General features: G+C 40.5%; 18 protein-coding genes. 16 read left to right on the top strand and 2 right to left on the bottom strand.

Annotated elements, in window-relative coordinates; all coding sequences use genetic code 11:
• Nucleotides 1-13: 13 nt before the first annotated feature.
• The 16 genes from uvrC (at nucleotide 14) to dnaJ (ending at nucleotide 16,440) form a co-directional block, all read left to right on the top strand.
• Nucleotides 14-1,840, top strand: a complete 1,827-nt coding sequence (gene uvrC / locus AB2B47_RS05355; RefSeq protein WP_320693794.1) for an excinuclease ABC subunit UvrC — start codon at nucleotides 14-16, stop codon at nucleotides 1,838-1,840.
• 68 nt (nucleotides 1,841-1,908) lie between these two features.
• A complete protein-coding gene (gene rsmH, locus AB2B47_RS05350) occupies nucleotides 1,909-2,859 on the top strand; it encodes a 16S rRNA (cytosine(1402)-N(4))-methyltransferase RsmH (RefSeq protein ID WP_320693793.1) in 951 nt (316 codons plus the stop codon).
• Nucleotides 2,860-2,868: 9 nt separating this feature from the next.
• Entirely contained in the window at nucleotides 2,869-3,186 is a 318-nt protein-coding gene (gene ftsL / locus AB2B47_RS05345) for a cell division protein FtsL (RefSeq protein WP_024053600.1), read from the top strand.
• A 3-nt stretch (nucleotides 3,187-3,189) separates the two neighbouring features.
• Complete coding sequence (pbp2x, locus tag AB2B47_RS05340) at nucleotides 3,190-5,445, top strand: penicillin-binding protein PBP2X (protein ID WP_320693792.1); 2,256 nt, start codon at nucleotides 3,190-3,192, stop codon at nucleotides 5,443-5,445.
• A 1-nt stretch (nucleotide 5,446) separates the two neighbouring features.
• A complete protein-coding gene (gene mraY / locus AB2B47_RS05335; protein ID WP_281137688.1) occupies nucleotides 5,447-6,427 on the top strand; it encodes a phospho-N-acetylmuramoyl-pentapeptide-transferase in 981 nt (326 codons plus the stop codon).
• 131 nt (nucleotides 6,428-6,558) lie between these two features.
• Nucleotides 6,559-7,080, top strand: a complete 522-nt coding sequence (locus AB2B47_RS05330; RefSeq protein ID WP_247912809.1) for an FUSC family protein — start codon at nucleotides 6,559-6,561, stop codon at nucleotides 7,078-7,080.
• An 82-nt stretch (nucleotides 7,081-7,162) separates the two neighbouring features.
• The gene (gene glnR, locus AB2B47_RS05325; RefSeq protein ID WP_000659542.1) at nucleotides 7,163-7,519 is read left to right on the top strand and encodes a transcriptional repressor GlnR; all 357 of its coding nucleotides are present in this window, start codon (nucleotides 7,163-7,165) and stop codon (nucleotides 7,517-7,519) included.
• A gap of 35 nt (nucleotides 7,520-7,554) precedes the next feature.
• Nucleotides 7,555-8,901, top strand: a complete 1,347-nt coding sequence (gene glnA, locus AB2B47_RS05320) for a type I glutamate--ammonia ligase (protein WP_004251784.1) — start codon at nucleotides 7,555-7,557, stop codon at nucleotides 8,899-8,901.
• A 119-nt stretch (nucleotides 8,902-9,020) separates the two neighbouring features.
• On the top strand, nucleotides 9,021-9,341 hold the full coding sequence (locus AB2B47_RS05315) for a PadR family transcriptional regulator (protein ID WP_061862652.1): 321 nt from the start codon (nucleotides 9,021-9,023) through the stop codon (nucleotides 9,339-9,341).
• On the top strand, nucleotides 9,341-9,916 hold the full coding sequence (locus AB2B47_RS05310; protein WP_320693791.1) for a DUF2812 domain-containing protein: 576 nt from the start codon (nucleotides 9,341-9,343) through the stop codon (nucleotides 9,914-9,916). Before AB2B47_RS05315 ends, AB2B47_RS05310 begins: the two co-directional genes overlap by 1 nt.
• A gap of 21 nt (nucleotides 9,917-9,937) precedes the next feature.
• Complete coding sequence (locus AB2B47_RS05305) at nucleotides 9,938-10,450, top strand: DUF2812 domain-containing protein (RefSeq protein WP_320693790.1); 513 nt, start codon at nucleotides 9,938-9,940, stop codon at nucleotides 10,448-10,450.
• A gap of 161 nt (nucleotides 10,451-10,611) precedes the next feature.
• Complete coding sequence (hrcA, locus tag AB2B47_RS05300) at nucleotides 10,612-11,646, top strand: heat-inducible transcriptional repressor HrcA (protein ID WP_006155718.1); 1,035 nt, start codon at nucleotides 10,612-10,614, stop codon at nucleotides 11,644-11,646.
• A 26-nt stretch (nucleotides 11,647-11,672) separates the two neighbouring features.
• Entirely contained in the window at nucleotides 11,673-12,188 is a 516-nt protein-coding gene (gene grpE / locus AB2B47_RS05295; protein WP_320693789.1) for a nucleotide exchange factor GrpE, read from the top strand.
• 252 nt (nucleotides 12,189-12,440) lie between these two features.
• Complete coding sequence (gene dnaK, locus AB2B47_RS05290; protein ID WP_320693788.1) at nucleotides 12,441-14,264, top strand: molecular chaperone DnaK; 1,824 nt, start codon at nucleotides 12,441-12,443, stop codon at nucleotides 14,262-14,264.
• A gap of 208 nt (nucleotides 14,265-14,472) precedes the next feature.
• On the top strand, nucleotides 14,473-15,105 hold the full coding sequence (locus AB2B47_RS05285; protein ID WP_006151561.1) for a DJ-1/PfpI family protein: 633 nt from the start codon (nucleotides 14,473-14,475) through the stop codon (nucleotides 15,103-15,105).
• Nucleotides 15,106-15,303: 198 nt separating this feature from the next.
• Nucleotides 15,304-16,440 (top strand): molecular chaperone DnaJ, encoded by a 1,137-nt coding sequence (dnaJ, locus tag AB2B47_RS05280; protein WP_006151411.1) that lies wholly within the window; start codon nucleotides 15,304-15,306, stop codon nucleotides 16,438-16,440.
• Nucleotides 16,441-16,508: 68 nt separating this feature from the next.
• Here dnaJ and AB2B47_RS05275 read toward each other — a convergent pair whose 3' ends face one another.
• The gene (locus AB2B47_RS05275; protein ID WP_320693787.1) at nucleotides 16,509-17,150 is read right to left on the bottom strand and encodes a hypothetical protein; all 642 of its coding nucleotides are present in this window, start codon (nucleotides 17,148-17,150) and stop codon (nucleotides 16,509-16,511) included.
• 84 nt (nucleotides 17,151-17,234) lie between these two features.
• Nucleotides 17,235-17,522 (bottom strand): hypothetical protein, encoded by a 288-nt coding sequence (locus AB2B47_RS05270; protein WP_004251799.1) that lies wholly within the window; start codon nucleotides 17,520-17,522, stop codon nucleotides 17,235-17,237.
• Nucleotides 17,523-17,526 lie beyond the last annotated feature (4 nt).

The following is a 17,526-nucleotide window of genomic DNA, read 5'->3' as shown; positions in this document are numbered from 1 at the left end:
CTATAATGGAATTATGAATAACTTGATTAAATCAAAACTGGAGCTCTTGCCGACTAGCCCTGGTTGTTACATTCACAAAGATAAAAACGGCACTATCATTTATGTAGGAAAGGCTAAAAATCTGCGCAATCGGGTGCGGTCCTACTTCCGTGGGAGCCATGATACCAAGACAGAAGCCTTGGTGTCTGAGATTGTGGATTTTGAATTTATTGTTACGGAGTCTAATATAGAGGCCCTTCTTTTAGAGATTAATCTCATCAAGGAAAACAAGCCTAAGTACAATATTATGCTCAAGGATGATAAGTCCTATCCTTTCATCAAAATCACAAATGAGCGCTATCCTCGCTTGATTATCACCCGCCAGGTCAAAAAAGACGGAGGTCTCTACTTTGGTCCTTATCCGGACGTTGGTGCGGCCAATGAAATCAAACGGCTATTGGATCGGATTTTCCCATTTCGCAAGTGTACCAATCCACCATCAAAGGTTTGTTTTTATTACCATATAGGGCAGTGCATGGCTCATACGGTTTGTCGAAAGGATGAAGCCTATTTCAAGGCTATGGCGCAAGAAGTCTCTGATTTTCTCAAGGGCCAGGATGATAAAATCATTGATGAACTCAAGAGTAAGATGGCTGTGGCAGCCCAAAGTATGGAATTTGAACGTGCAGCGGAATACCGTGATTTGATTCAGGCCATTGGCACCCTTCGGACTAAGCAACGAGTCATGGCAAAAGATCTTCAAAATCGTGATGTCTTTGGTTACTACGTGGATAAGGGTTGGATGTGTGTTCAGGTTTTCTTTGTCCGTCAAGGTAAACTGATTGAACGCGATGTCAATCTCTTCCCTTACTACAACGATCCAGACGAGGATTTCTTGACATATGTGGGACAGTTTTACCAGGAGAAATCTCACTTGGTACCTAATGAAATTTTGATACCTCAGGATATTGATGAAGAAGCCGTTAAGGCTTTGGTAGATACCAAGGTTCTTAAGCCCCAACGTGGTGAGAAGAAGCAACTGGTTAATCTAGCCATTAAAAACGCGCGTGTTAGTCTAGAGCAGAAGTTTAATCTGTTAGAAAAATCAGTTGAAAAGACTCAAGGAGCTATTGAAAATCTTGGGCGACTTCTACAAATTCCAACCCCAGTCCGTATCGAGTCTTTTGATAACTCTAATATTATGGGGACTAGTCCAGTCTCTGCTATGGTTGTTTTTGTTAACGGGAAACCAAGCAAGAAAGATTACCGCAAGTATAAAATCAAGACTGTGGTCGGACCAGATGACTATGCAAGTATGCGAGAGGTTATTCGTAGACGTTATGGACGGGTCCAGCGTGACGGTTTGACACCGCCAGATCTAATCGTCATCGATGGTGGTCAGGGACAGGTTAACATTGCTAAGCAAGTTATCCAAGACGAGTTAGGCTTAGATATTCCGATCGCAGGACTTCAAAAGAATGACAAGCACCAAACCCATGAATTACTTTTTGGAGATCCGCTTGAGGTGGTAGAGTTGTCTCGCAATTCTCAGGAATTTTTCCTCTTGCAACGCATTCAGGATGAGGTACACCGCTTTGCCATTACCTTCCACCGTCAACTCCGTTCGAAAAATTCCTTCTCTTCTCAATTGGATGGAATTGAAGGCTTAGGTCCCAAACGCAAGCAGAATTTGATGAAATATTTCAAATCTCTGACAAAAATCAAGGAAGCTAGCGTGGAAGAGATTGTTGCAGTTGGGGTACCAAGAACAGTAGCAGAGGCAGTTCATCAACACTTAAATCTAGAAGTAGACTCAGCGCTAGCTCAAGTAGCTGAGAAACCTCTTGAATACAAGGAATAAAGTAGTAATGGAATGTTTTGGCTTTAGTGGGTGCAAGCTAGTCGGATTTGTGGTAAAATAGATAAGATATGACAAAAGAATTTCATCATGTAACGGTCATGCTCCATGAGACCATTGATATGCTAGATGTAAAACCTGATGGTATTTACGTTGATGCGACCTTGGGAGGAGCAGGACACAGCGAGTATTTATTAAGTAAGTTAAGCGAGAAAGGGCATCTCTATGCCTTTGACCAAGACCAGAATGCCATTGATAATGCGCAAAAACGTTTGGCTCCCTATATTGAAAAGGGAATGGTCACCTTCATCAAGGATAATTTCCGTCATTTGAAGAATCGCTTACATGACATAGGTGTGACTGAAATTGATGGAATTTGTTATGATTTAGGTGTGTCAAGCCCGCAGTTGGATCAGCGTGAACGTGGTTTTTCCTATAAGAAGGATGCACCACTGGATATGCGCATGAATCAGGAAGCTAGTTTGACCGCTTATGAAGTCGTTAATCACTACGACTACCATGATTTGGTAAGAATCTTTTTCAAATATGGAGAGGACAAGTTTTCCAAACAGATTGCTCGAAAAATTGAACAGGCGCGTGAACAGAAACCGATCGAGACAACAACCGAATTGGCAGAGATTATTAAATCTGCCAAACCGGCAAAGGAGCTCAAGAAAAAAGGCCACCCAGCCAAACAAATTTTCCAAGCTATCCGTATAGAGGTCAATGATGAACTGGGTGCTGCAGATGAATCAATCCAGCAAGCTATGGATATGCTGGCTCTAGATAGCAGAATATCAGTGATTACCTTCCATTCGCTGGAGGACCGCTTGACCAAACAGTTATTTAAGGAAGCTTCCACAGTTGAAGTTCCTAAAGGTTTGCCTTTCATCCCAGACGATCTCAAGCCCAAAATGGAATTGGTATCTCGGAAACCGATTTTACCAAGCAAGGAAGAATTGGAAGCCAATAATCGTTCCCACTCGGCCAAGCTTCGAGTGGCAAGAAAAATTCACAAGTAAGAGGAAATAATGGCAGAAAACAGAGGAACAACGAGCCAATTGCTACAAGCTCGTATAAAAAAATTTTCACGTGTTGAAAAGGCCTTTTACTTTTCAATTGCCATCACAGCACTTGTCTTAGCAATCAGTGTAGTCTATATGCAGACTCAACTTTTGCAGGTTCAGAGTGATTTGACAACAGTCAATTCACAAATTGAGGAAAAAAAGACAGAGCTGGATGATGCGAAACAAGAAGTTAATGAATTGATCCGATCAGAACGTTTGACCGGAATTGCAGACTCACAAGACTTGCAATTAAATAATGAAAATATCCGATCGGCGGAGTAGTAAATGAAAAACTGGAAAGAACGAATCATACGCTTTGCCATTAAAAATCGCAAATCTCCAACAGAAAACCGCAGACTAGTGGGAAAGAATTTGAGCCTTCTGGCCGTCTTTCTCTTTGCTGTTTTTTTGGTTAACTTTGCGGTAATTATTGGTACAGGCTCAAAATTTGGTGTTGACCTAGTTAAGGAAGCAAGCAGGGTTCACCAAACAACTCGGACAGTTCCTGCAAAACGAGGAACTATCTATGACCGTAATGGTACACCAATCGCTGAGGATGCAACATCCTACAACATTTTTGCGATTATCGATAAGGAATATAAATCTGCAAATGGGAAAATTCTTTATGTAGAAGAGTCTCAGTATAGCAAGGTTGCAGAAATCTTCCATAAATATCTAGATATGGATGAATCCTACGTCAAGGAACAACTTTCTCAACCTAATCTTAAGCAAGTTTCCTTCGGTGTAAAGGGAAATGGTATTACCTATGCCAATATGATGTCCATTAAAAAGGATTTGGAAACAGCTAAGGTTGAGGGAGTTGATTTTACAACTAGCCCAAATCGAAGCTATCCTAATGGTAAATTTGCTTCATCTTTCATCGGACTAGCGCAGTTGCATGAAAATGAAGATGGTTCAAAGAGTCTCATTGGGACATCTGGTGTCGAGAGTTCCTTGAATAGCTTGTTAGCGGGAACAGATGGTATCATTACCTATGAAAAAGACCGCTTAGGAAATATTGTTCCAGGAACGGAGCAAGTTACCCGACAGACTGTAAACGGGAAAGACGTCTATACGACCCTATCTAGTCCTTTACAATCTTTCATGGAAAGTCAAATGGATGCCTTCCAAGAAAAAGTCAAGGGTAAATATATGACTGCGACCTTGGTTAGTGCTAAAACGGGAGAGATTCTCGCTACAACTCAAAGACCAACCTTTGATGCTGATACCAAAGAAGGGATTACAGAGGACTTTGTCTGGCGTGATATCCTTTACCAAAGTAACTATGAACCAGGTTCAACCATGAAGGTGATTACTTTAGCTTCAGCAATTGACAATAATACCTTCCCTGGAGGAGAATATTTCAACAGTAGCGAATTGAAGGTGGCTGATGCCACTATCAAGGACTGGGACGTTAACGAAGGTTTGACAAGCGGTGGAATGATGACCTTCTCGCAAGGTTTTGCTCACTCTAGTAATGTCGGTATGACCTTGCTCGAACAAAAAATGGGGGATACCACTTGGTTGGATTACCTCAGTCGTTTCAAATTTGGAGTGCCGACTCGTTTTGGTATGAGTGATGAGTATGCTGGGCAATTACCTGAGGACAATATCGTTAATATTGCCATGAGTTCCTTCGGTCAAGGTATTTCCGTTACACAAACTCAGATGCTTCGTGCCTTTACTGCGATAGCTAATGATGGGATTATGTTGGAGCCTAAGTTTATCAGTGCGCTCTATGATCCAAATGATCAAACGGTTCGTAAATCACAAAAAGAAGTCGTGGGAAATCCGGTCTCTAAAGAAGCAGCTAGCTTGACTCGGGATCACATGGTTATGGTTGGTACGGATCCTACCTATGGTACGATGTACAACCACAGTACAGGTAAGGGAACAGTCAATGTTCCTGGCTATAATGTAGCCTTGAAATCAGGGACTGCTCAGATTGCAGATGAGAAAAATGGAGGATACTTAGTTGGGGAAACCAATCATATCTTTTCTGTAGTAACCATGCATCCTTCTGAAAATCCTGATTTTATTCTCTATGTGACAGTTCAACAACCTCAGCATTATTCTGGGATTCAGTTGGGTGAGTTCGCTAACCCTATCTTGGAGCGTGCTTCTGCGATGAAAGAATCTCTCAATCTTCAATCAACTGCTAAAAGTCTGGATCAGGTTACAACTACGACTAACTATGCTATGCCTTCAACAAAAGACTATAGCCCTGGAGATTTGGCAGAAGAACTACGACGTAACCTTGTTCAACCAATCGTTATCGGTTCAGGAACGAAAATCAAAGAAAGTTCAGCGGCAGAAGGAACCAATTTAGACGCAAATGAGCAGATCATACTCCTTTCTGATAAGGTAGAAGAAATGCCTGATTTGTACGGATGGTCTAAGAAGAATGTCGAAACTTTTGCAAAATGGCTGGATATCGAAGTTGAATTTGAAGGTACAGGAGAAACTGTAAAAAAACAAAGTGTTCGTACCAATACAGCTTTAAAAAATATACAGAAAATAAAAATAACTTTAGGAGATTAGAATGCTAGTTTCTATCTTTCCTGGAATCCTTACTTTTGTTCTTACAGTGGTAGGAATTCCAGCTTTTATCCGTTTTTACCGTAAAGCACAGATTACTGGTCAACAGATGCATGAGGATGTTAAACAGCACCAAGCAAAAGCTGGGACGCCGACAATGGGAGGAATTGTCTTCCTCGTAACAAGCGTTTTAGTTAGTTTAGTTCTTGCACTTTTAACTAATCAACTAACCAACAATGTTGGAATGATCCTCTTTATTCTCGTTTTGTATGGTTTGGTTGGCTTCTTAGATGATTTCCTCAAGGTTTTTCGTAAAATCAATGAAGGGCTCAATCCTAAACAAAAGCTCTTGCTTCAATTAGTAGGAGGAGTTATCTTCTATCTCTTTTATGAAAGAGGAGGGGATGTCTTAAATGTATTTGGTTATCCATTGCACTTAGGCGTTCTTTACATTTTCTTTGCTCTCTTCTGGTTAGTTGGTTTTTCAAATGCTGTTAACTTGACTGACGGAATCGATGGCTTGGCAAGTATCTCAGTAGTGATTAGTCTGTCTGCCTATGGAGTCATTGCTTATGTACAAAACCAGTTGGATATTCTCCTAGTGATTCTTGCCATGATTGGTGGTCTTCTTGGTTTCTTTGTCTTTAACCATAAGCCTGCTAAAGTTTTCATGGGAGATGTCGGAAGTCTTGCTCTTGGAGGAATGTTGGCCGCTATTTCTATGGCGTTGCACCAAGAATGGACGCTACTCCTGATTGGGATAGTGTATGTTTTTGAAACAACATCTGTCATGATGCAAGTTGCATACTTTAAGTTGACTGGAGGAAAACGTATCTTCCGGATGACGCCAGTTCACCACCATTTTGAGTTGGGTGGGTTTTCTGGTAAAGGCCAAGCCTGGAGTGAGTGGAAGGTCGATTTCTTCTTCTGGGGAGTTGGCTTGATTGCTAGTCTCGTCACCTTGGCTTTCATGTATTTATTCTAAAATAGAATATCGAATTGGAAAAGAGAAGGGTTTATTCCCTTCTCTTTTTAGTTCTTATTTTCTTCATTTGACGAATCCTTTTCTCAAAAAAGTAAAATTATGATAAAATGGAAAAAAAGAAAGATGAAATGATGAGTTATTTTAAAAAGTATACATTTGATAAATCTAAGTTTAAGTTAGGGATGCGCACCTTTAAAACAGGAATCGCTGTTTTTTTGGTCCTCATGATTTTTGGTTTTTTTGGATGGAAGGGACTTCAGATTGGAGCTCTTACAGCCGTTTTTAGCTTGAGAGAAGACTTTGATAAGAGCGTCCACTTTGGGACATCACGTATTTTAGGGAATAGTATCGGTGGTTTTTATGCGCTGATTTTCTTTCTCTTGAACAACTTTTTCCATGGAGCCTTTTGGGTAACTCTCCTTGTGGTTCCGATATGTACCATGTTAACCATCATGACAAATGTTGCCATGAACAATAAGTCGGGAGTCATTGGGGGAGTTGCAGCTATGCTGATTATTACCCTATCAATTCCGAGCGGAGAGACTGTTTTGTACGTGTTTGCTCGAGTTTTTGAGACTTTTATGGGAGTTTTTGTAGCAATTCTAGTAAATTATGATATTGATCGCTTGCGGAGTCTCATACAGAAAAAATAAAATAATGTCACAAGATATGACATTAACAATTGACGATTGATTTTTTTTAGACTATAATAGACAGAAAGAAGAGGAAGTGCACATGAAGGAAAAAGAATTTCGTCGCAATATGGCAGTTTTCCCCATTGGTAGTGTTATGAAGCTGACCGATCTTTCGGCGCGTCAAATTCGTTATTATGAAGATCAGGAGTTGATAAAACCTGATCGAAACGAAGGTAACCGCCGGATGTATTCTTTAAATGATATGGATCGGTTGCTTGAGATTAAGGACTATATCTCTGAAGGTCTGAACATTGCTGCTATCAAGAAAAAATATGCCGAACGTGAGGCGAAAGCCAAGAAACCAGTTAGTCAAACTGAGGTTCGTCGGGCCCTTCGGAATGAAGTTCTTCAACAAAGTCGCTTTGCTTCTCAACAATCACCTTTTGGTCGCGGTTAGGCAACCGCAAATCGTCATATATAAGGAGAAAAACCATGCCAATCACAGCTGCAGATATTCGTCGTGAAGTTAAGGAAAAAAATGTAACCTTTATCCGTCTCATGTTTTCAGATATTTTGGGAACAATGAAAAACGTCGAAATTCCTGCTACAGATGAACAACTAGACAAGGTCTTGTCAAACAAGGCTATGTTTGATGGATCTTCTATTGAAGGGTTTGTTCGTATCAATGAATCAGATATGTACTTGTACCCTGACCTGGACACATGGACTGTCTTCCCTTGGGGAGATGAGAACGGTAGTGTTGCAGGATTAATCTGTGATGTCTATACAACAGAAGGAGAGCCATTTGCTGGAGATCCTCGAAGCAACCTTAAACGAGCTCTTCATCACATGGAGAAAGTTGGATTCAAATCTTTCAACCTTGGTCCGGAACCAGAATTCTTCCTATTTAAGCTTGATGAAAATGGAGACCCAACTCTTGAAGTAAATGACAAGGGCGGTTACTTTGACTTGGCACCTACTGACCTTGCCGACAATACTCGTCGTGAGATTGTGAATGTCTTGACCAAGATGGGATTTGAAGTAGAGGCCAGTCACCACGAAGTTGCCGTAGGTCAACATGAGATTGACTTTAAGTACGATGAAGTTCTTCGTGCTTGTGATAAGATTCAAATCTTTAAACTTGTTGTAAAGACAATTGCGCGTAAACATGGTTTGTATGCAACCTTTATGGCTAAACCTAAATTTGGTATCGCTGGTTCAGGAATGCACTGCAATATGTCCTTGTTTGATGATGAAGGGAACAACGCTTTCTTTGATCCAAATGATCCAAAAGGAATGCAATTGTCAGAAACAGCCTATCATTTCCTTGGTGGTTTGATCAAGCATGCCTACAACTACACAGCTATCATGAACCCGACCGTTAACTCATACAAACGTTTGGTTCCAGGGTATGAAGCACCTGTTTACATCGCTTGGGCTGGTCGTAACCGTTCACCGTTGGTGCGCGTTCCTGCTACTCGTGGAATGGGAACTCGTTTGGAGTTGCGCTCAGTAGACCCAATGGCAAATCCATATATCGCTATGGCTGTGCTTTTGGAAGTTGGTTTGCACGGTATTGAAAACAAAATCGAAGCACCAGCGCCAATCGAAGAAAACATCTATATCATGACTGCAGAAGAGCGTAAAGAGGCTGGCATCACAGACCTTCCATCAACTCTTCACAACGCTTTGAAGGCCATGACAGAAGACGAAGTGGTTAAAGCAGCTCTAGGTGAACACATCTACACTAGCTTCCTTGAAGCCAAACGAATTGAGTGGGCAAGCTATGCAACCTTCGTTTCACAATGGGAAATTGATAACTACCTAGATCTATACTAATGATAAATCAGAAAGATTGTCCGTGAGGACAATCTTTTTTTCTTGCATTTTATATCGAGGTGTGATATATTTTATATAACGAGGTGCGATATATCGAACTAAATAGGAGGTCTGATTAAATGGAATTAACAGATAAGATTAGGCGGGTTTACCTTCCCATGACTGAAACGGGTTTTTATATTCTATTCTGTCTGCAAAAGGAGAACCATGGCTATGGTATTACGCAAAAGGTTAAAGAGATGACAGATTCGCAGGTTTCCATTAGTCCTGGGACCATGTATGGAACCCTATCAAAGATGGAAAAGGATGGTTTGGTTTCCTTTGTCCGAGAAGAGGAAAAACGTAAAATCTATCACATAACAGACTTGGGTCGAAAAGTTTTAGAGATTGAGTTGAAACGTATTGAGCGGCTCTATAGAAACAGTCGGGAGGAGCTTTGATGGAAAAGGAAGTTGTTTATAGAATTGCTACCATTGCGGATTATGATAGAGAGGCTCTCTATCTCGGAGAAATGCATGCTCAGGGCTGGAAACTTAAGGAAGTAAGTTATTCTAACTTAGTAGTTGCGGTTAAGTATACTTTTGAAAAGTGCCAACCGGAGCAGGTGGTTTATCAGTTGGACTTTTATCCTATGAAAAAGTCAGAGAGAGCTTCCTATTTACAACTATTTAAAGATTGTGGGTGGGAACATATTACAGACTTTAATGGTTTTTCCTACTTTAGAAAGCCTTATTCTGGAGTTGAGTTGGATGCCGAGTTTGAAATTTATAATGACGCGGCTGGGAAATTAGCAATGGTCAAGAAGATTTTAACAATGCGGATGCTTCCCATTTTGCTTCTCTTTTCAGCGCTACTACCGGTTTTCTCAAAGTTACTCAGTGGAAGAGGTTATTTCAGTTGGGGAATGTTTTTGATTGTTATCATAGACTGTACTTTATTGATAGTTTGCGTGATTCAGATTTCTTATATTTTTTGGAGATTGTTTCAAAAGTGGAAAGAATTATCTGATAAATAAAACCATTTTGGAGGTTAGACAATGAATAGCAAAGTACAATTTCGAATGTTTACCATTTTTGATTTGGATAAGGTAGAAGATTATTTGCATGAGATGCATTTAAAAGGTTGGAAATTTAAATCGAATCGTCTTGGCTTTTTCTATTTTGAACAATGCCGACCAGATGATGTGATTTACCGTGTGTGGAATACCAGCTACCTTAGAAAAAATGAGGTAGATTTACAAAGTATTAAGGACAGAGGATGGGAATTTGTGGAAAATTGTTCTTATACTGTTTTTCGAAAAGCAACTTGTGATGTAGATTTAAATGATCAATCTTTCATGGACAATCGTTTTCAATGGGCTGATGTGAAATCTAGACTTCGTACATCTACAGTTTCTATCTCTGGCGGTCTAGTTATTTGTATGAGCTTGTTTCGAGAAAGTCTCTCTCAATCTTTCTTCCTTATTTTCGCCCTTTATGCCCTCATGATTTCCTATCTAATCTATAGTTTTTACAGACTTAAAAAGAAATATCTTGAGAATGTAGGATGATTTTCTAGGTCCTCAGACCGATTTTTAGCACTCTTGGTAAAAGAGTGCTAATTTTTTGAGTTTTTGTCTTGACATTCTTTTCTAAGGGTGTATAATAGAATCATAAGTTAGCACTTGGATGCCTCGAGTGCTAAAAAGATCTATCAGAGAGGAGTAGCGAGATGGTTACAGAACGTCAGCAGAATATTTTAAATCTGATTATTGACATCTTTACCAAAACGCACGAACCTGTTGGATCCAAAGCCTTGCAAGAGTCTATCAACTCTAGTAGTGCTACCATTCGAAATGACATGGCAGCTCTAGAAAAGCAAGGTTTACTTGAAAAGGCTCATACTTCCAGTGGTCGGATGCCGAGTGTGGCTGGTTTTCAATACTATGTCAAACACTCCCTATCCTTTGACCGTTTAGCTGAAAATCAAGTTTATGAGATTGTAAAAGCCTTTGATCAAGAATTCTTCAAGCTAGAGGATATTCTTCAAGAGGCGACGAAAATTTTGTCAGACTTGAGTGGTTGTACGGTTGTAGCGCTGGATGTAGAACCAAGTAGGCAGAAGCTAACAGCTTTTGATATTGTTGTCCTCGGACAACATACAGCTCTAGCGGTTTTTACGCTTGATGAGTCTAGAACAGTTACCAGTCAGTTTTTGATTCCAAGAAATTTCTTGCAGGAGGATTTAAATCGCCTCAAGACCATGATTCAAGAACGTTTCCTGGATCAGACTGTTTTGGATATTCACTACAAGATTCGGACAGAGATTCCGCAAATTATCCAACGTTACTTCACAACAACAGATAACGTCATGGATCTTATTGAGCATATCTTCAAAGAAATGTTCAATGAAAATATCGTAGTTTCTGGGAAAGTCAATCTCTTGAATTTTGCTAATCTAGCTGCCTATCAATTCTTTGATCAACCACAAAAGGTGGCTTTGGAAATTCGAGAGAATCTGATTGGCGATCAGATGCAAAGTGTCCGAGTTGCGGATAGCCAAGAATCTTGTCTTGCTGACTTAGCAGTGATTAGTAGTAAGTTCCTGATTCCCTATCGTGGGTTTGGAATTCTGGCGATTATTGGTCCGATAAATCTGGATTATCAACAATTGGTTAATCAACTCAACGTTGTCAATCGAGTTTTAACTATGAAGTTGACGGATTTTTACCGCTATCTCAGCAGCAATCACTATGAAGTGAATTAAGATTGAAATCATTAAAGGAGGCGAAAATGGCCCAAGATATAAAAAATAAAGAAGTAAAAGAAGAGGAAGTTGTTGAACCAGTAGAAGAAACAACTCCCGAGAAGTCAGAATTGGACTTGGCTAATGAACGTGCCGAGGAGTTTGAAAACAAATATCTTCGTGCCCACGCAGAAATGCAAAACATTCAGCGTCGTGCCAATGAAGAGCGCCAACTCTTGCAACGCTATCGTAGCCAAGATTTGGCAAAAGCAATCTTGCCATCACTTGATAACCTTGAACGCGCCCTTGCCGTTGAAGGGTTGACAGATGATGTCAAAAAAGGACTAGAAATGGTCCAAGAAAGCTTGATTCATGCTCTGAAAGAAGAAGGGGTTGAAGAAATTCCAGCAGATGGAGAATTTGACCATAACTACCATATGGCTATTCAAACAGTTCCAGCAGATGACGAACACCCAGCAGACACCATCGCACAAGTCTTCCAAAAAGGCTATAAACTCCATGACCGCATCCTACGCCCAGCCATGGTAGTGGTTTATAACTAGTCTAAAGAACTTAAAAACCTTGTCCGAAACGACACTAAACTATGAAAGAAAGACTAAAATTGGTTCAGCTTTGCCAATAGTGAGCGAAGCGAACCAAAGGCGATACTCTTTGCCGTGGCGCTATTTGCGCAAACTTTGAGGCCTTAGGATCAAAGTTTAGTCAAAGAGATTGACGAAGTCAAGCTCTGACGGCGTCGCCACTTAAGAAGAGTATCAAAAAGAAAAAAAGATAAAATTTAAGGAGAAAAACATATGTCTAAAATTATCGGTATTGACTTAGGTACAACAAACTCAGCAGTTGCAGTTCTTGAAGGAACTGAATCAAAAATCATCGCAAACCCAGAAGGGAACCGTACAACTCCATCTGTAGTTTCTTTCAAAAACGGTGAAATCATCGTTGGTGACGCTGCAAAACGTCAAGCAGTAACAAACCCAGATACAGTTATCTCTATCAAATCTAAGATGGGTACTTCTGAAAAAGTTTCTGCTAACGGCAAAGAATACACACCACAAGAAATCTCAGCTATGATCCTTCAATACTTGAAAGGTTACGCTGAAGAATACCTTGGTGAAAAAGTAACCAAGGCTGTTATCACAGTTCCAGCTTACTTTAACGATGCTCAACGTCAAGCAACTAAAGACGCTGGTAAAATCGCTGGTCTTGAAGTAGAACGTATCGTCAACGAACCAACTGCAGCAGCTCTTGCTTACGGTTTGGATAAGACTGACAAAGAAGAAAAAATCTTGGTATTCGACCTTGGTGGTGGTACATTCGACGTATCTATCCTTGAATTGGGTGATGGTGTCTTCGATGTATTGGCAACTGCAGGGGATAACAAACTCGGTGGTGACGACTTTGACCAAAAAATCATCGACTACTTAGTAGCAGAATTCAAGAAAGAAAATGGTATCGACTTGTCAAACGACAAGATGGCTCTTCAACGTTTGAAAGATGCAGCAGAAAAAGCGAAGAAAGACCTTTCTGGAGTGACTTCAACTCAAATCAGCTTGCCATTTATCACTGCTGGTGAGGCTGGACCTCTTCACTTGGAAATGACCTTGACTCGTGCTAAATTCGACGATTTGACTCGTGACCTCGTTGAACGTACTAAAACTCCAGTTCGTCAAGCCCTTTCAGATGCAGGTTTGAGCTTGTCAGAAATCGACGAAGTGATCCTTGTTGGTGGTTCAACTCGTATCCCTGCCGTAGTTGAAGCTGTTAAAGCTGAAACTGGTAAAGAACCAAACAAATCAGTAAACCCTGATGAAGTTGTTGCTATGGGTGCTGCCATCCAAGGTGGTGTGATCACTGGTGATGTGAAAGACGTTGTCCTTCTTGACGTAACGCCATTGTCACTTGGTATTGAAACAATGGGTGGAGTCTTTACAAAACTCATCGACCGCAACACTACAATTCCAACTTCTAAATCACAAGTCTTCTCAACTGCAGCAGACAACCAACCAGCTGTTGATATACACGTTCTTCAAGGTGAACGCCCAATGGCAGCAGATAACAAGACTCTTGGACGCTTCCAATTGACTGACATCCCAGCTGCACCTCGTGGTATCCCACAAATCGAAGTAACCTTTGACATCGACAAGAACGGTATCGTATCTGTTAAAGCTAAAGACCTTGGAACTCAAAAGGAACAAACAATCGTTATCCAATCTAACTCAGGTTTGACGGACGAAGAAATCGACCGCATGATGAAAGATGCAGAAGCAAATGCTGAAGCAGATAAGAAACGTAAAGAAGAAGTTGACCTTCGTAACGAAGTAGACCAAGCTATCTTTGCGACTGAAAAGACAATCAAAGAAACTGAAGGTAAAGGCTTCGATGCAGAACGTGATGCTGCACAAGCTGCCCTTGATGATCTTAAGAAAGCTCAAGAAGACAACAACTTGGACGAAATGAAAGCAAAACTTGAAGCATTGAATGAAAAAGCACAAGGACTTGCTGTTAAACTCTACGAACAAGCCGCAGCAGCGCAACAAGCTCAATCAGGAGCAGAAGGCGCACAAGCAACAGGAAACGCAGGCGATGACGTCGTAGACGGAGAGTTTACGGAGAAGTAAAACAATCCAGTGGATTGTTTTAGCGGAATCTCTTGAAATAAAGAAAGGTTCCGAGATTTTAGGATTCCTTTAATCCGAAACTCAATTCAGCCTTACTAGTTCAAAAACAAAGTATAATCGACTTTGTTTTAGAATGTCGTAATGATAGGAAGAAATCCAGAGGTTGCAACCCAGCCTCTGTTTTTCGGTAAAATAGAGGATGTTGCGTATGAAAAAAGTACTTTGCTTGATTTATCCTAATTTTTCTCTTTATGAGATAACTGCTTTAACGAGTACTTTAGCTCTGTCTTTTGACATCACGATTGATTATGTAGCTTCTGAGCATTCGATGGTGGTCTCTGAGGATGGTTTGCCCTGTCAACCGACGAAAACATTGGATCAAATCCGTATAGAAGAGTATTCTTGTGTGATTTTGCCCGGAATGGTTAACATTGGACCTGCTCTAAAGGATGAGAAATTGATTTCGTTTTTGAGGGATCTTGGTGAGCAAGATATCCTAATTGCAGCCATTTCTTCAGCGCCTCTTTTATTAGCGAAAGCAGGTCTGTTGAAGGACACGAAATTTACAGGTGGAATTTGGCAAAACTTCTTTGACTATTTTGAATTTCTTCCACGTGAGAATTTCCAACCGAAAGTTCTTGTGCAAGATAAACAAATCATTACGGCTATCGGTTTTGCACATCAAGAGTTTGCTAGAAAAGTGATTCTAAGTTTAGGGCTGGCAGAGAATACGGACAACTATTTTAAAGAACAAAACGAGTATGCAGAAGAGGATTTGATATTTACTCTATCAGATGAAGAGTTTGATCAAGTGAAGCAAAGTATAGAAAACAGCCTCTAAAGATTTACATGAAAATAATAGAAAGGAACAAGTGTGTTCAGGAAATTGAACACGAGTTCTAAAGTTTCTTACTCAATATGAAAGAAAGGAATTGAACCCGACCTAAATTCTCGGAAAAAAGATAAATCTGTCTAGGAGCATCGCTCCTGCGTCAGATTTCCTATTTTTCAGTCGAATTTTACGGTCTTGGTATCTTAAATGAACAATACTGAATTTTATGACCGTTTGGGCGTTTCAAAGAATGCATCTCAAGATGAGATCAAGAAAGCCTATCGGAAATTATCTAAAAAATATCACCCAGATATCAATAAAGAGCCTGGTGCTGAGGAAAAGTACAAGGAAGTTCAAGAAGCCTATGAGACTTTGAGCGATGAACAGAAACGGGCTGCCTATGACCAATACGGTGCGGCTGGAGCCAACGGTGGCTTTGGTGGTGCAGGCGGTTTCGGTGGCTTCGATGGTGCAGGCGGTTTTGGTGGATTTGAAGATATCTTCTCAAGTTTTTTCGGCGGAGGCGGTTCTTCTCGCAATCCAAATGCTCCTCGTCAAGGTGATGACCTCCAGTATCGCGTCAATTTGACTTTTGAAGAAGCCATCTTTGGTACCGAAAAAGAAGTCAAATACAATCGTGAATCAAGCTGTCGTACTTGTAACGGATCAGGTGCTAAACCTGGAACAAGTCCAGTTACTTGTGGACGCTGTCACGGTTCTGGTGTTATCAACGTTGATACTCAAACACCGCTTGGTATGATGCGTCGCCAAGTAACCTGTGATGTCTGTCATGGTCGCGGAAAAGAAATCAAAGATCCATGTACAACTTGTCATGGAACAGGTCATGAAAAACAAGCCCACAGTGTCCATGTGAAAATTCCAGCAGGTGTCGAAACTGGTCAACAAATTCGTCTAGCTGGTCAAGGGGAGGCCGGATTTAACGGAGGACCTTATGGTGACTTGTATGTCGTTGTTAATGTTGAGCCGAGCGATAAATTTGAGCGTGAAGGAACAACTATTTTCTACAAGTTAAACCTCAATATTGTCCAAGCAACTCTTGGTGATACTGTCGATATCCCAACCGTTCACGGTGATGTTGAATTGGTGATTCCAGAGGGAACTCAGACTGGCAAGAAATTCCGCCTACGTGGTAAGGGAGCACCGAGTCTTCGTGGTGGTGCTGTTGGTGACCAATACGTCACTGTTAATGTCGTGACTCCAACAGGTTTGAACGATCGCCAAAAAGCAGCCTTGAAAGAATTCGCAGCTGCAGGTGATTTGAAAGTCAATCCAAAGAAAAAAGGCTTCTTTGACCATATAAAAGATGCCTTTGAGGGTGAATAAAACAAAAGAGCCATAAGGCTCTTTTTGTTTGTAGTCAGTAACGGAGAAAAGATTCTCTGACTGATCTGCTATTGATATTTTTGAATGAGCAAGCCGGCTTTATCCATTTCCTGGATGAGTTGCTTGAGTTCCGCTTCTTTGCCAGGTTTCACAGTTACGGTATCAATGTGCTTAATCGCCGAATTATCCTGGATATCTACCAAGGTCAACGCCTTTTCGTAGAATGCGATTCCCTTTTTCATGCTTTCCGCATCATTCAAAGTTAGAATTGTGTAAGAAGAATGTGATTTCTTTCCGTTTTCTCGGAAATGCTTCTCGCCTTCCTCCTCTAAAAATTGTATTAAACCATGATTGAACAAGTTATCCCCTACTTTATAGTAAGAAATATCTCCTGTCTGTAGGACATAGACTTTGAGTCGGTTTTTAGTGAGGTTAGGACTTTCTTTAAGGACAGCGTGGCTATTGATAACCTCATCCGAGAAAGTGACATAAAAATCTAATCCTCCCCCCTCGTATTGATAGTGTCCATTTGATTCAACTTTCTCAGGAGGCAGGTCAAGGGAGATAAAGATTTGTTTTAAGGTTTCATTTCCTTCTCGGATGTCACTTGATGAAGCCTTGAAAAGATTGGTCACAAGTAGAAATGCTAGGGTTACAAAAAGACAGAAGCAACCAGAAATAATCAAGATGACTTTTAAAAACTGTTTCATGTTTTAGTCCCTCCCTTTTCTGTTAGGAGCTGGTAATCCAAGATGGATTTAAGGGGATGTGAGGAAAGTTGGATGCTTTCTTTTTTAGTTTTCTTCAGTTTCTCGTAGTTCTTTTATGACAGCAAGTCTTGCTTGGAGGTCTTTCTCTAAGACTTTAAATTTGTAAGTGAGGTCTTCTTGATACTCTTTGATGACTTCTTTTTGTTGATTGATAATTTGTAAGCTATTTTGGATAACATCTAAATCGCCTTTGATTGCTTCAACTCGATCAGTTGTATCTAAGACTTCTTCAGTGATAACTTCACGATTTTTAACGAGGAGGTAAGATCCGACTGCTGATCCAGCAAAAAGTAGTAAATTTGATAGTTTCATAGGA

Source organism: Streptococcus wuxiensis (assembly GCF_040888245.1).
Lineage (GTDB): Bacteria > Bacillota > Bacilli > Lactobacillales > Streptococcaceae > Streptococcus > Streptococcus wuxiensis.
Note: the sequence above shows the minus strand (reverse complement) of the source record. Positions and strands in the feature narration are given on the sequence as shown.

Excerpts from the sequence above, each read along its gene's own strand:
- uvrC (WP_320693794.1), top strand. The coding sequence starts at position 14 with ATGAATAACTTGATTAAATCAAAACTGGAGCTCTTGCCGACTAGCCCT.
- rsmH (WP_320693793.1), top strand. The coding sequence starts at position 1,909 with ATGACAAAAGAATTTCATCATGTAACGGTCATGCTCCATGAGACCATT.
- ftsL (WP_024053600.1), top strand. The coding sequence starts at position 2,869 with ATGGCAGAAAACAGAGGAACAACGAGCCAATTGCTACAAGCTCGTATA.
- pbp2x (WP_320693792.1), top strand. The coding sequence starts at position 3,190 with ATGAAAAACTGGAAAGAACGAATCATACGCTTTGCCATTAAAAATCGC.
- mraY (WP_281137688.1), top strand. The coding sequence starts at position 5,447 with ATGCTAGTTTCTATCTTTCCTGGAATCCTTACTTTTGTTCTTACAGTG.
- AB2B47_RS05330 (WP_247912809.1), top strand. The coding sequence starts at position 6,559 with ATGAGTTATTTTAAAAAGTATACATTTGATAAATCTAAGTTTAAGTTA.
- glnR (WP_000659542.1), top strand. The coding sequence starts at position 7,163 with ATGAAGGAAAAAGAATTTCGTCGCAATATGGCAGTTTTCCCCATTGGT.
- glnA (WP_004251784.1), top strand. The coding sequence starts at position 7,555 with ATGCCAATCACAGCTGCAGATATTCGTCGTGAAGTTAAGGAAAAAAAT.
- AB2B47_RS05315 (WP_061862652.1), top strand. The coding sequence starts at position 9,021 with ATGGAATTAACAGATAAGATTAGGCGGGTTTACCTTCCCATGACTGAA.
- AB2B47_RS05310 (WP_320693791.1), top strand. The coding sequence starts at position 9,341 with ATGGAAAAGGAAGTTGTTTATAGAATTGCTACCATTGCGGATTATGAT.
- AB2B47_RS05305 (WP_320693790.1), top strand. The coding sequence starts at position 9,938 with ATGAATAGCAAAGTACAATTTCGAATGTTTACCATTTTTGATTTGGAT.
- hrcA (WP_006155718.1), top strand. The coding sequence starts at position 10,612 with ATGGTTACAGAACGTCAGCAGAATATTTTAAATCTGATTATTGACATC.
- grpE (WP_320693789.1), top strand. The coding sequence starts at position 11,673 with ATGGCCCAAGATATAAAAAATAAAGAAGTAAAAGAAGAGGAAGTTGTT.
- dnaK (WP_320693788.1), top strand. The coding sequence starts at position 12,441 with ATGTCTAAAATTATCGGTATTGACTTAGGTACAACAAACTCAGCAGTT.
- AB2B47_RS05285 (WP_006151561.1), top strand. The coding sequence starts at position 14,473 with ATGAAAAAAGTACTTTGCTTGATTTATCCTAATTTTTCTCTTTATGAG.
- dnaJ (WP_006151411.1), top strand. The coding sequence starts at position 15,304 with ATGAACAATACTGAATTTTATGACCGTTTGGGCGTTTCAAAGAATGCA.
- AB2B47_RS05275 (WP_320693787.1), bottom strand. The coding sequence starts at position 17,150 with ATGAAACAGTTTTTAAAAGTCATCTTGATTATTTCTGGTTGCTTCTGT.
- AB2B47_RS05270 (WP_004251799.1), bottom strand. The coding sequence starts at position 17,522 with ATGAAACTATCAAATTTACTACTTTTTGCTGGATCAGCAGTCGGATCT.